The organism is Variovorax paradoxus, from assembly GCF_024734665.1.
In the GTDB taxonomy this organism is placed as follows: Bacteria; Pseudomonadota; Gammaproteobacteria; order Burkholderiales; family Burkholderiaceae_C; genus Variovorax.
This window is the reverse complement of sequence record NZ_CP102931.1, coordinates 7,000,810-7,013,286: the sequence shown is the minus strand read 5'-3', so window position 1 is coordinate 7,013,286 and position 12,477 is coordinate 7,000,810. Positions and strand designations below refer to the sequence as shown.

Annotated in this window: 11 protein-coding genes; all 11 read right to left on the bottom strand. The window is 68.6% G+C overall.

Features of this window, described 5'->3' with window-relative positions:
• Positions 1 to 118: 118 nt before the first annotated feature.
• The 11 genes from NWF24_RS34240 to NWF24_RS32745 all read right to left on the bottom strand — a co-directional run bounded on the left by NWF24_RS34240 (position 119) and on the right by NWF24_RS32745 (position 12,475).
• The gene (locus tag NWF24_RS34240) at positions 119 to 844 is read right to left on the bottom strand and encodes a glycine zipper 2TM domain-containing protein (RefSeq protein ID WP_309148851.1); all 726 of its coding nucleotides are present in this window, start codon (positions 842 to 844) and stop codon (positions 119 to 121) included.
• A gap of 268 nt (positions 845 to 1,112) precedes the next feature.
• A complete protein-coding gene (locus tag NWF24_RS32790) occupies positions 1,113 to 2,111 on the bottom strand; it encodes a tripartite tricarboxylate transporter substrate-binding protein (protein WP_258352164.1) in 999 nt (332 codons plus the stop codon).
• A gap of 17 nt (positions 2,112 to 2,128) precedes the next feature.
• Positions 2,129 to 3,334, bottom strand: coding sequence for a M20 aminoacylase family protein (locus NWF24_RS32785; protein WP_258352163.1), 1,206 nt, complete (start codon positions 3,332 to 3,334; stop codon positions 2,129 to 2,131).
• A 71-nt stretch (positions 3,335 to 3,405) separates the two neighbouring features.
• Positions 3,406 to 4,677, bottom strand: coding sequence for an aspartate aminotransferase family protein (locus NWF24_RS32780; RefSeq protein ID WP_258352162.1), 1,272 nt, complete (start codon positions 4,675 to 4,677; stop codon positions 3,406 to 3,408).
• Positions 4,670 to 5,749 (bottom strand): phosphotransferase, encoded by a 1,080-nt coding sequence (locus NWF24_RS32775; protein ID WP_258352161.1) that lies wholly within the window; start codon positions 5,747 to 5,749, stop codon positions 4,670 to 4,672. Before NWF24_RS32775 ends, NWF24_RS32780 begins: the two co-directional genes overlap by 8 nt.
• Complete coding sequence (locus NWF24_RS32770; RefSeq protein ID WP_258352160.1) at positions 5,746 to 6,774, bottom strand: histone deacetylase family protein; 1,029 nt, start codon at positions 6,772 to 6,774, stop codon at positions 5,746 to 5,748. Before NWF24_RS32770 ends, NWF24_RS32775 begins: the two co-directional genes overlap by 4 nt.
• A complete protein-coding gene (locus NWF24_RS32765; RefSeq protein WP_258352159.1) occupies positions 6,771 to 7,511 on the bottom strand; it encodes a GntR family transcriptional regulator in 741 nt (246 codons plus the stop codon). Before NWF24_RS32765 ends, NWF24_RS32770 begins: the two co-directional genes overlap by 4 nt.
• Positions 7,512 to 7,524: 13 nt before the next feature.
• Positions 7,525 to 8,439 (bottom strand): DMT family transporter, encoded by a 915-nt coding sequence (locus tag NWF24_RS32760; protein WP_258352158.1) that lies wholly within the window; start codon positions 8,437 to 8,439, stop codon positions 7,525 to 7,527.
• Positions 8,436 to 9,830, bottom strand: a complete 1,395-nt coding sequence (locus NWF24_RS32755; RefSeq protein WP_258352157.1) for an aspartate aminotransferase family protein — start codon at positions 9,828 to 9,830, stop codon at positions 8,436 to 8,438. The genes NWF24_RS32760 and NWF24_RS32755 overlap by 4 nt, the downstream gene beginning before the upstream one ends.
• Before the next feature lie 54 nt (positions 9,831 to 9,884).
• The gene (locus NWF24_RS32750) at positions 9,885 to 10,823 is read right to left on the bottom strand and encodes a 2-hydroxyacid dehydrogenase (protein WP_258352156.1); all 939 of its coding nucleotides are present in this window, start codon (positions 10,821 to 10,823) and stop codon (positions 9,885 to 9,887) included.
• Entirely contained in the window at positions 10,823 to 12,475 is a 1,653-nt protein-coding gene (locus NWF24_RS32745; protein WP_093076357.1) for an ABC transporter ATP-binding protein, read from the bottom strand. Before NWF24_RS32745 ends, NWF24_RS32750 begins: the two co-directional genes overlap by 1 nt.
• Positions 12,476 to 12,477: the final 2 nt, after the last annotated feature.

The following is a 12,477-nucleotide window of genomic DNA, read 5'->3' as shown; positions in this document are numbered from 1 at the left end:
GTGGAAGCGTCGCACTTTAAATATATTAAGGATATATGGTCAAGATATCTTTGGGGCGTGCACTCTTCCGCGCCCGGTTTTTCTGTGATATCCGGGAGCGAAGGCGGGGTAGGTCGCGCTACTTGCGACCGTCCGCGGGGCGCAGCAGGCCCCGCTTGAGCGTCACCGGCTTGCCGATGGGCGGCGCGGTCTTCGTCTCGACCGTGCGCAGCGTGCCGTTGTCCATGCGCACGCCCACCTCGTAGACCGTGACCGTGCGCACGTGCTTCTCGATCTCGTTCCCCGCGAAGCCGCCACCCACTGCGCCGAGCACGGTGGTCGCGACGCGCCCATTGCCATGGCCGAACTGGTTGCCCACGAGGCCACCCACCACGCCACCAGCCACGGCCCCCACGCCCGAGGTGTTCTGGATGCGCTTCTGAACCGGGCGAACCGATTCGACATGGCCGCAGACCGCGCAAGGTGGCGGGGCGGGAGGCGCGGCAGCGACCTGTGGTGCGTTCATCACGCCTGGCGCCGGTCCGGGCTCGATAGCCGGGGCTGGCATGGGGGCGGGCATCGGTGCAGCCGCCCTCGCTTGTGGCGCCGGGCCCGTCGCCGTAGGTGGCACGGCAGGCGCCGGTGGCATGGCTTCAGGCTTGAAATCGTCCGGTGCAGTGGGTGATGCTGCGGCAACGACTGGCGGCGGTGCACTCGCACTCGCGACCGGCTCCTGCCGGTGAAGCAACACCCCGCCAAGCGCCACCACGGCCACGCTCAATGCGCCGATCACGGCCCACAGCGCCTTGGGCGACTTGCCCGCCGGCTGGCCCGGAGGCGGGTTGAATGGCGACGTCGGATCCATGAAAAGCCCCTTTTACGGTCCGAAGCGGAATGCCCCGGAACCCATCAGGAAGCATGAACGCGGGCGGCGCGTTGTCAATTGACCGGCGTCCTACATGGAGCGCGTTTGCCTTGTTCGGGGCGCTGGTTGATCGGCCGCACAGCAGCGACGTGCCCTCGTGCACAGAGCGCCGGGTGCTCCCCGCAGCGAAATAAAGGAGGAGGCCGAAGGCCGGGGGACATTCGCGGAGGGGAGTACCCGGCGCTCTGTGCACCCACCCTGAACACCCTCAATCGATCTTCGCCCCCGAAGCCTTAACCACAACCCCCATCGCATCCCAATCCGAACGCAGCAGCTTCTGGAATTCCTCCGCGCTCTGGCTGCGCGGCTCCACACCCAGCCGCTTGAAGCGCTCCTGGATCGCCGGGTCGGCCAGCACCTTGTTGGCCGCGGCGTTCAGGCGCTCGACCTCTGCCTTGGGCGTAGCGGCCGGCGCGAGCAGACCGATCCACGAATCGAAGGCGTAGCCCGGCAGCCCGCTCTCGGCCACCGTCGGCAGCTTCGGCAGGAAGGGGCTGCGCGACTGCCCGGTGGAGGCCAGCAGCTTCATGCGCGCGTCGTCCTGGAACCCGATCACGCCGATGCTCGACGAGATCACCGCCTGCACGCGGCCAGCGAGCACCTCGTTGACAGCCTCGCCGGTCGACTTGGTCGGGATGTGCGTCATCTGCAGCCCGGCCTTCGCGAGAAACGACGCCATCGCGAGGTGCGTGGCACTGCCATTGCCCGCCGAGGCGTAGTTGTACTTGCCTGGGTTGACCTTGACCTCCTTGATGAAGTCGGCCGTGCTCGACACATTCATGCCGCTCGCCACCGCCAGCACATAGCCCGCATTGCCGACGTTGGCCACGCCGACGAAATCCTTCAGCGGGTCATAGCTCAGCTTGTTGTAGAGAAAGCCCGCGATGTTGTGGCTCGCGGCCGCCAGGATCAGCGTGTTGCCGTCGGCCGGCGCGCGTGCCACCAGGGCCGCGCCCACCGTGCCGCCCGCGCCCGCGCGGTTTTCGACGATCGCACTGGCATTCAGCGCCGCGCCCAGTTCGTTGTTGAAGGCGCGCGCCACCGTGTCCTGCACCGCGCCGGTGGCGAAGGGCACGACGATGTGGATCACGCGCTGTTGCGCATGCACCGGTGCAACGGCACAGAGCACCGCCGCGGCTGCAAGCGCGGTCAATGAACGTCGGGTGAGCGGGGTGGAGGTCATCTGGGTGGCCACTTTCTTCGTCATCGTCGACAGTGAAAAATTCAAACGCCCGACGGCAGCCAGCGCTGCACCAGCTTCACGAAGTAGCTGGCACCGATCGGGATGATCTCGTCGTTGAAGTCGAACGAGGTGTTGTGGATGATGCAAGGGCCGGGCCCATGGCCGTCCAGCCGATGGTCGCCGTCGCCATTGCCCAGGAAGGCATAGCAGCCCGGCCGCGCGAGCAGCATGTGCGCGAAGTCTTCGGCGCCCATCACGGCCGGGAAGTTGTCGGTGACCATGTCGTCGCCCACCACTTCGCGCATCACGCCGGCGGCAAAGCGCGCTTCGGCCGGGTGGTTCACTGTCGGCGGCGACGAGCGGTTGAAATACACCTCGGCCGTGCAGCCATGTGCCGCCGCCACGCCCGCGGCCACTTCGCGCAGGCGGGCCTCGATCTTGTCGATGGCCTCGATGGAGAAGGTGCGGATGGTTCCGCCCACTGTCGCCACATCGGGAATCACGTTGGGCGCATCGGAGCCCTGCAGCTGCGTGACCGCAAGCAGCGCACGCTCGGTGCTCGGAATGGTGCGCGCCACGATGGTCTGCAGCTGCTGCGCGAGCGTGACCACCGCCGCCACCGGGTCGATGCCCGTGTGCGGCATCGACGCGTGCGTGCCGCGCCCACGTAAGGTGATCTTGTACGTGTTGCTCGACGCCATCAGCGCGCCCTCATTGAGCGCGAAGCGGCCCACGTCGCCCACCGGAAAGTTGTGCAACCCGAAGACCGCGTCGCACGGAAAGCGCTCGAACAGGCCCTCGTCGATCATCTTCTTCGCGCCGGCCTTGCCCATCTCCTCGGCGGGCTGGAAGATGAAATGCACCGTGCCGTCGAAGTCGCCGGGGCCCTGCTGCGACAGGTGCCACGCGGCGGCCAGCAGCATCGTGGTGTGGCCGTCGTGGCCGCAGGCGTGCATGCGGCCGGGGTTGGTCGACTTGTGGGCGAACTCGTTGGCTTCGTGCAATGGCAGCGCGTCCATGTCGGCGCGCAGGCCGATGGTGCGCGAGCCCGTGCCCTTGCGCAGCACGCCGACGAGTCCCGTGCCGGCGATGCCTCGGTGCACCTCGATGCCCCATCCGGTCAGCAGGTTCGCGACCTTCTCGGAGGTGCGGTGCTCCTCGAAACCGAGTTCGGGGTGGGCGTGGATGTCGCGTCGGATCTCGACGAAACGGGCGGCGTTGGCGAGGAAGGAATCGGCGATGTTCATGGCGGCAAGGGCGCTGTCGTGGGAGGCGGACGATTCTGGCGCAAGGCGGCGTTTGCCGCCATGGCAGCGGGTCAAAGCCCGGCCAGCACTTCGTCCAGCGTGTCGATCAGCAAATCGGCATTGGCTTCGGAGAACACCAGCGGCGGGCGGATCTTCAGCGTGTTGGCATGTTCACCGGTAGCGCTCAGCAGCACCTGCCGCTGCCGCAGGCCGTTGACGACGCGCACGGTCTCCGCGGTTGCAGGCGTGCGCGCGCGACGGTCCGTCACGAGCTCCAGGCCCACGAACAGCCCCGCGCCGCGCACATCACCGATCAACTCGTGACGCTCGGCGAGCTTTGAGAGCCCCGCGCGCAGATGCCGGCCGACACGCTGCGCATTGGCCATCAGGCCCTCGCGCTCGATCACGTCGAGCACGGCCATGCCGGCAGCCATCGACACCGGGTTGCCGCCAAAGGTGTTGAAGTAGCGGCACTCGCGGCCGAACGCGGCCAGCACCTCGGGGCGCACCGCCAACCCGGCCAGCGGGTGGCCGTTGCCCAGCGGCTTGCCCATGGTCACGATGTCGGGCACCAGGTCCTCGTGGCGCAGGAAGCCCCAGAAGGCATCGCCGGTGCGGCCCAGGCCCGGCTGCACTTCGTCGGCGATGAAGATGCCGCCGGCTTCGCGGATCGCGGCCACTGCTTCAGAGAGAAAGCCCGCCGGGTCGGTGAAGATGCCGTCGCTCGAGAACACCGTGTCGACCATCAACGCGGCAGGCCGAATGCCATGAGCCTGCAGGTCGGCAATCGCTGCACGCACACCGGCCGCAAACGCCGCGCCTTGCTCCCCGGCCGGCACGCGATAGCTGTCCGGCGCCGGCACGGTGCGCACCGCACGGCCGAGCTGCACGAAGCGCCCGAGCGAAGGCGAGGCCTGCGCAATTGACTCGGTCACGCCGTGGTACGCGAAGCGCGTGACGATCAGCCCTTCTGCCTTGGTGTGGGCCTTGGCGATGCGCATGGCAAGGTCGTTGGCCTCGCTGCCGGTGCAGGTGAACATCGCATGGCCGAGTTCGCGCGGCATGGTGGCGAGCAGCCGCTCGGCATAGTCGAGCACGCCCTCGTGCAGGTAGCGCGTGTGGGTGTTGAGCACGCCGGCCTGCCGCGCGATGGCCTCCACCACATGCGGATGGCAATGCCCCACCGACGCGACGTTGTTGTACGCATCGAGATAGCGCTTGCCGTCGGCGTCGTCGAGCCACACGCCCTGGCCGCGCACCGGGTGCAGCGGCGCTTCGTAGAACAGGCGGTAGGCCGGGCCGAGCAGCCGCGCGCGGCGCTCCAGGAGCGATTCTTCAGGCATTTGCGTGACTCTCGTTCATGCCGCAGGCGCGCCGGAAGGCGGCGCTCGCGGCGTCGTTGCCGATGTGTTCGCAGGCCTGCAGGCGGGCCCACGAAAGTGCGTTGTTGCGCAGCAGGTAAGCCGCGTTGTCGGGATGGCGCGCGGCGCGCCAGCCGCTGATGGCCACCACCATCACGAGCCGCGCGGTGATGAGCGTGAACAGCACGTCGACTTCTTCACGCGTCAGAGGCAGCACGTCGTTGTACGCGGCAATGAAGGGCACGATGCCGGCCAGCGCATCACCCGCCGGATCGAGCTGGTAGGCCGCGGCCACTGCCAGATCGTCGATCAGCGGCGCGCGCACCATGTCGCCGAAATCGAGGATGCCGGCAATGCGGTCGGTATCGGCGGGGTCGACCAGCACGTTGTAGATGTTGAAGTCGTTGTGGATGGGCTGCGTGCGCAGGCCCCCCAGCACAGGCTTGGCATCGCGCTCGAAGCGGTCGAGCGAGCGCCCGGCCAGCGCGCGCCGCTGCGGATCGTCGATGTGCGCGAGCAGGCCGCGCACGCTGTCGGCGCGCTGGATGTCCCAGGGCAGCGCGAGCGCGCCGGCCGGATGGTCGAAGTCGCGCAGCGCGAGGTCGAGCCGGGCCAGCGTGCGCGCAAGGTTCAATTGCTGCGCGGCGGTGCGCGGTGCTTCGGGCAAGGGCAGGCCCGGCAGGTAGCTGAAGAGCCGTGCCACGCGCGGCAGGCCGTCGCCCGGATCGCACAGCAGCGAGGGCTGGCCCTCGCTCGTGGGCACGATGCGCTGCACAGGCAGCCCCGCGTCGGCAGCCGCGATGTGCAGCAGCGCCTGGGTCTGGAAGTCCGCCACCAGCGGTGTTTCGCTCGGGTGCGAGATCTTCAGCATGAAGCGCTCACCGGTCAGTGCCGATTCAAGGCGGTAGTTGCGGTCGCGCTCGCCGGTCAGCGGCCGCATCTCGCCCTCGATGCCGTAGTGGCGCAGCGCGAACGCGCGCACCCATTCGGCGTCGAGTTCGGGCGAGCCTTCGCTCAGGACTTCCGCGTCGTCGAACCCGTCCGCTGCCGTCATGCGGCGCCCGCGAAGCCGCGCAGCGCGCTGGCGAGGTTGGGGCCCAGGTCGTCGGAGAGGTAGCCGCCCTCCTGCACCAGCACGGTCGGCAAGCCCAGGCGCGCGATCTCGGCGAGCAGCTGCGCGAAGCCCGGCGTGGTGATCTTCATTCCCTTGTAGGGATCGCGCTCGTGCGTGTCCAGGCCCAGCGCCACCACCAGCGCGCCGGGCGCGAAGGCGCGAATGCTCTCGCAGGCATCGCGCAGCGCGGGCAGGTAGCCATCGATGTCGGTGCCCAACGCGAGCGGCTTGTTGATGTTGTAGCCCAGGCCCGCGCCCTCGCCGCGCTCGTGCGCGTAGCCGGTGAAGAAGGGCGTGAAGTTGCGCGGATCGCCGTGCAGCGAAATCGTCAGCACGTCGGCGCGGCGGTAAAAGATGCCCTGCGTGCCGTTGCCGTGGTGCACGTCGATGTCGAGGACTGCCACGCGGTCGTGCGCCGCGCGCAGCTGCTGCGCGGCGATGGCCGTGTTGTTCAGGTAGCAGAAGCCGTTGGCCCGGTCTGCGTACGCGTGATGGCCCGGCGGGCGGCACAGCGCATAGGCTGCGCGCTCGCCCTGCAGCACCAGTTGCGCCGCATGCGTGGCCACGTGGGCCGAGCCCACGGCCGCGGCCCAGGTGTGCGGGCCGATGGAGCAGGCGTTGTCGCCCATGTGGTAGCCGGCCTGCCCGACCACGCTCTCCGGGTAGGTGCAGGGCTCTCCCGGAAAGGGGTGGATGTTGGGCATGACCTCGTCGGAGGGGTCGTCCAGCAGCCGCCAGCGCGCATAGGCCGTCTCGAGGAAGCGCAGGTACTCGGGCGTGTGGATCGCGGCACGCGGGCCTGCGCCGAAGTCTTCAGCCCCGATGACCTCGTGGCCGTCATGTTCGACCGCCGACAGCAGGCGGAAGGCGCGCTCGGGCTGTTCGTTGCTGCGCTTGAGGCGCCCGCGCACCATGAAGAGCTGTGGGTCGTGGTCCTTGTGGGCGTCGCTGTAGACGATCTTCATCGCGCGGGTCCTTGCGTTGGAGTCGGGGTAGATGGAGAAACCGTGCCGTGCTGCTTCACGAACAGCGCGCGCACCTGCTGCCAGGCGTCGTCGAGGTGCTCGCGCATGGCCAGGCGCGAAGCATCGACATCGCGGCTCATCAGCGCATCGACGATCGGGTAGTGCGTGTTGGCCATGGTCTCGGGGTCGTGGTAGACCGCGTCGATCAGCGCGATGATCATCTGCATCTCGGTCTGCGTGTTCGAGAAGATGCGGTGCAGGTGCGCGTTGCCCGAGAGCTCGCAGATCAGCGTGTGAAAGGCCAGGTCGGTCGCGATGCGCACGTGCTGCGGCTGCGTGGGCGCCTCGCGCACCATGCCGTCGACCAGCGCGCGCAGGCGCTGCAGCCCCGCGTCGTCGGCCTTGCGGCAGGCCAGTTCGACGGATGTCATTTCCAGGCTGATGCGCACTTCGAACAGGTCGTCGATCTCCTGGACGCTGATGGTGCGCACCGCGAAGCCGTGGCGCGGCCGCGCGACCAGCACGCCCTGGCGTTCGAGCCGGCGCGCGGCCTCGCGCACCGGGGCGCGGCTCACGCCCATGCGGCGCGCGATCTCGGCCTCGACGATGCGGCTGCCGGGCGCAAGGCGCCCCTCGACGATCGCGCGAGTCAGCTGCGCTTCGACCAGCCCGACGAGGTCTTGCGCCTCGACGGACTCGAAGCCGGCGCTGTCGGCAGTGGAAGAAGAAAAAGCCATGGTGTTTGTCTCGTCATGTGAGAGGGATCGGGTTCTTATTCTTGATCGGCCGCCGTGCCAGGTACACGCCCGCCGCCATGATCAGCGCAATGCCCGCCATCGCCAGCGCATCGGGCGGCCTGTGGAACCAGAAGGTGCTGAAGGCCACCGCCAGCAGCAGCTGAAAGTAGTTGAGCGGCGCCAGCGTCGCGGCCTCGACGCGCTCGAAGGCAGCCAGCAGCAGCCATTGCGCGAGCCCGCTGCACGCGCCGCCCGCGAGCAACAGCAACACGGCGCCGGCGGCAGGCCGCTCGGCCGGCAGGAAGAAGGGTGCCGGCACGGCCGTGACCACAAGGCACACGAGCGCCGTGTACGCGTACTGCACCGGGCTTTCAACGAGCCCCGCGAGGCGGCGCGTGAGCAGCTGGAAAATCGCATAGCAGACGGCCGACACCGCCATCAGCACCGTGCCCACCCAGGGCAGATTGCCGCCGGGCCGCACGATCAGCAGCATGCCCGCGAAGCCCACGCTCACCGCCACCCAACGGCTGCGCTGCACCTGTTCGCCGACCAGCCAGGGCGACAGCGCCACCATGAGCAGCGGCGCGGTGAAGTAGATCGCGGTGGCTTCTGCCAGCGGCATCCAGATCAGCGCCGTCATGAAGCAGGTGGCCACCGTCGCGAGCATCGTGCCGCGCAACAGCAGCAGCTTCTTCTGCGGCGCGCGCCAGATGCGCAGGTCTCCGTGGCGCAGCAGCATGGCAAAGGCGATGCAGATCACCGACAGGTAGCGCATCAGGTTGATGAACGGCGCCGGGTAGAACTGCAGCATGTGCTTGCAGAAGGCGTCGTAGCTCGCAAAGGCCATCAGCGCGCAGAAGAACAGCGCAACGCCGGTGCTCCTGGAGCCCGGCGGTCGCAGCAGCACTGCGGTGCTCGCGGTGTTCACGCCAGCGAAGCCCCGAAGCGGACCATCGCGCGGTCGAAGCGTTCGAACATCTCGTCGATCTGCGCGGGCGTGATGATCAGCGGCGGGCAGAAGGCCACGGCATCGCCCATGGCGCGCACGATCAGGCCCTCCTGCAACGCGAGCTCGGCCAGCCGTGCGCCGGCCTTCATCGCCGGATCGAAGGGCATGCGAGTAGCAGGGTCGGCAGCGAGTTCGATCGCGCCGATCAGCCCCACACCGCGCACCTCGCCCACATGCGGATGGCCGGTGTAGCGGCGCAGGCCGGCCTGGAATTTCGGCGCCAGCGACTGCACATGCGCGAGCACCTTTTCGTCTTCGTAGATGCGCAGTGTTTCGAGCGCCACCGCGGCGGTCACCGGATGGCCCGAGTAGGTGAAGCCGTGGCCGAAGGTGCCGATCTTTCCGCTGTTGGCGGCCACGGCCGCATGCACCTGCTCGGACACCATGACGGCCGAGATCGGCACATAGCCCGACGACAGGGCCTTGGCAGCAGTGAGGATGTCGGGCCGCAGGCCGAAGGTGGTGGAGCCGAACATCTCGCCGGTGCGGCAGAAGCCGCAGATCACCTCGTCGGCGATCAGCAGCACCTCGTACTTGCGCAGCACGGCCTGCACCTTCTCGAAGTAGGTGGCCGGCGGCACCAGCACGCCACCCGCGCCCATCACCGGCTCCGCGATGAAGGCGCCCACGGTGTCGGGCCCTTCGGCCAGGATGCGCTGCTCCAGCGCATCGGCCAGCCGCGTGGCGAAGGCCTCTTCGGTTTCGCCGGGCTCGGCATAGCGGTAGTGGTGCGGGCAGTCGACATGCAGGATGCGGTCGATCGGCAGGTCGAAGTCGCGGTGGTTGGGAACAAGCCCGCTGAGGCTGGCCGCCGCCACGGTGACGCCGTGGTACGCATTGCGGCGCGCGATGATCTTCTTCTTGGCCGGCTTGCCGATGGCGTTGTGGTAGTACCAAACGAGCTTGACGGCAGTGTCGTTCGCCTCCGAACCCGAGTTGGCGAAGAACACCTTGGACATGGGCACCGGTGCCATCGCAATCAACTTCTCGGCCAGCGCGATGGCGGCTGCGTTCGAGCGGTGGTTGAAGGTGTGATAGCAGGGCAGCGTGTGCAGCGCCTCGCTGCCGGCCGTGGCCAGGCGCGCGTTGCTGAAGCCCAGCGAGACGCACCACAGGCCCGACATGGCCTCCAGGTAGCGGCGGCCCTGGTCGTCCTGCACGTAGATGCCGTCGCCGCGCTCGATCACGAGCGGGTCGACCTGCGGATGCGCCGCGAGGTTGGTGAAGGGGTGCAGATGGGCCGCGATGTCGTTCGCCGCGCGCTCGGCGTGCGCCGATTGCAGGGCGGCGTTTGGAATCGATGCGTTCATGGGGCCTGCTCCGTTTTTCTTGCTTGAATTGCGATAGAGAAGAAACCTCGCGGCTCAGTAGCCCCGGTCGAGGTCGACGGCCGTGTGGGGCCGCTCGCCGCGCTGCACGAGCGCGAGGTTGTGAAGTGTCTGCCGCGCGATCACAGAGGTGTCAGTGCGCGTTGCGATGTGCGGCGTGACCAGGATGCGCGGGTCAGCCCAGAAGGCGTGGTCGGCCGGCAGCGGCTCCTGCGTGAAGGCGTCGAGCGTGGCAGCCGAAAGCTGGCCGAGGTCCAGCGCGCGCAGCAGGTCGGCTTCGACCAGATGCGCGCCTCGCCCTACGTTGACGAGGTGTGCGCCGCGCGGCAGCCGCGCGAACAGGTCCGCATCCAGAAAGCCCTGCGTCTGCGGCGTGAGCGGCAGCAGGCACACCAGCGTGTCGCAGCCCGAGAGGAATTCGTCGAGCTGCGCATCGCCGTGAAAGCCCGTGACACCGGCTGGCAGTTCGGCCTTGGCGCTGCGGCTCCAGCCGCGCACCGCATAGCCGATGGCGGCCAATGCCTCTGCGCAAGCGAGCCCCAGGGTGCCAAGCCCTGCGATGCCGACACGATGGCGCCCGGGTGGGCTCATCGGTTGTTCTTCCCACACGCGCCGGGCCGCGCTCGCAAGGTAGGCAGGCATCTGCCGCTGATGCTGGACCACGGCCCAACACACGTATGCCTTCATGCCCGTGGCCATCTCCGGATCGACGATGCGGCACAGCGGCAGCGCACGCGGCAACCGGGGGTCGGCCGTGATGTGGTCGACGCCCGCTGCCAACGACTGCACCAGCCGCAGCTGCGGCAGGCTCGCCAGCAGGCCATGCGGCGGAAACCAGCAGACGGCCGCATCGATCTGGTCGAGCGGACCAAGATCGGACCCAAGGCGCAAATCGATGTCGGGGCAATGCTCGCGAAAAGCGGGCGCGAGGTAGTGCATGTCGAGCACATCGCTCAGGAGCGCAACGCAAGGCATCAGGCCACCTTCGCAGACATGTCGGCCTGCGGCGCGAGGCGCGGCACCGCGTCGATCAGCTTGCGCGTGTAGGCGTGCTGCGGATCGTTGAGCACCTTCTGCGTCTCGCCGTACTCCACGACCTCGCCGCGCTGCATCACCGCGATGCGGTCGCACATCTGCCCGGCCACGCGCAGGTCGTGCGTGATGAAGACCATCGCGAGCTGGAACTGCGCGCGCACCTGCGCGAAGAGCTCCAGCACCTGCGCCTGCACCGATACGTCGAGCGCCGACACGGGCTCGTCGGCCACAAGCAGCTCGGGCTGCATCGCGAGCGCGCGGGCAATGCCGATGCGCTGGCGCTGCCCGCCCGAGAACTCGTGCGGATAGCGCTGCGCCGCATCGGCGCCCAGGCCGACGAGTTGCAGCAGCTCCATGGCGCGCGCCATTGCCTCAGCCTTGCCCACGCCCTGTGCGATGGGCCCGCCCGCGATGGCTGCACCCACGCGGTGGCGTGGATTGAGCGAGGCATATGGGTCCTGGAACACCATCTGGATCTTGCCGGCCGCCGCGCTGCGGAAGTTGCGGCCCTGCGCAAGGTTGCGGCCCTTGAAGATGATGCGGCCGCTGTCGAAAGGCGCGAGCCCCACCAGGCAGCGCCCCACGCTCGACTTGCCCGAGCCCGATTCGCCCACGAGCCCCAGCGTTTCGCCGCGGTGCAGCTCGAAGCTGATGTCCTTTGCCGCCTGCACCGCGCGGCCGCGCTTGAACAGGCCGCCGCTCGAACGGTAGGTCTTGCACAGGTCCTGCACCTGCAGCACGCGCGTGAGATCGTCGTGCGGCACGGTCTGCGCCTGGCCGTCGGGAATGGCTGCGATGAGCTTGCGCGTGTAGGGATGCTGCGGCGCGCCGAGCACCTGCGCGGCCGGGCCGCTTTCGACCACGTGGCCGGTCTGCATGACCACCACGTGGTCGGCGATTTCGCTGACCACGCCGAAGTCGTGCGTGATGAAGAGCACCGCCGTGCCGCGGCGTTGCTGCAGCTCGCGGATCAGCGCGAGGATCTGCGCCTGGGTGGTCACGTCGAGCGCGGTGGTGGGCTCGTCGGCGATCAGCAGCACGGGCTCCAGCACCAGCGCGCAGGCGATCATCACGCGCTGGCGCTGGCCGCCCGAGAGGCGGAAGGGGTAGGCGTCGATCAGCAGCTCCGGGTCGGGCAGGCCCACGTCGGCCAGCGCCGCGAGGATGCGGCGGCGCTTCTCGGCCGCGGGCACGCTGCCGTGCGCGTCGAACACTTCGCCGATCTGCTCGCCGATGCGCATCACCGGGTTCAGCGCGGTCATCGGCTCCTGGAACACCATGCCGATGCGGCGGCCGCGCAGCTCGCGCATCTGCGGCTCGGTGAGCTGCAGCAGGTCGTGGCCTTCGAACATGATGCGGCCGGCCACAGGCGCCACATGCGGGCGCGGCAACAGGCCCATGACGGCGTTGGCGATCATCGACTTGCCCGAGCCGGACTCGCCGACCACGCACAGCGTCTGGCCCGGCAGCACGGAGAGCGTGGCGCCCTCGACGGCCAGCGCGCGGTCGGCGCCCGAGGGCAGCGAGATGCTCAGGTCGACGATGTCGAGCACGGGGTGCAGGGGTTTCATGGGCGTCACGGTGGCGTTCATTT

Coding starts and splice junctions, on each gene's coding strand:
- NWF24_RS32765 (WP_258352159.1), bottom strand. CDS start 7,511: ATGGCTTTTTCTTCTTCCACTGCCGACAGCGCCGGCTTCGAGTCCGTC.
- NWF24_RS32755 (WP_258352157.1), bottom strand. CDS start 9,830: ATGAACGCATCGATTCCAAACGCCGCCCTGCAATCGGCGCACGCCGAG.
- NWF24_RS32785 (WP_258352163.1), bottom strand. CDS start 3,334: ATGAACATCGCCGATTCCTTCCTCGCCAACGCCGCCCGTTTCGTCGAG.
- NWF24_RS32745 (WP_093076357.1), bottom strand. CDS start 12,475: ATGAACGCCACCGTGACGCCCATGAAACCCCTGCACCCCGTGCTCGAC.
- NWF24_RS32790 (WP_258352164.1), bottom strand. CDS start 2,111: ATGACGAAGAAAGTGGCCACCCAGATGACCTCCACCCCGCTCACCCGA.
- NWF24_RS32750 (WP_258352156.1), bottom strand. CDS start 10,823: ATGCCTTGCGTTGCGCTCCTGAGCGATGTGCTCGACATGCACTACCTC.
- NWF24_RS32770 (WP_258352160.1), bottom strand. CDS start 6,774: ATGAAGATCGTCTACAGCGACGCCCACAAGGACCACGACCCACAGCTC.
- NWF24_RS32780 (WP_258352162.1), bottom strand. CDS start 4,677: ATGCCTGAAGAATCGCTCCTGGAGCGCCGCGCGCGGCTGCTCGGCCCG.
- NWF24_RS34240 (WP_309148851.1), bottom strand. CDS start 844: ATGGATCCGACGTCGCCATTCAACCCGCCTCCGGGCCAGCCGGCGGGC.
- NWF24_RS32775 (WP_258352161.1), bottom strand. CDS start 5,749: ATGACGGCAGCGGACGGGTTCGACGACGCGGAAGTCCTGAGCGAAGGC.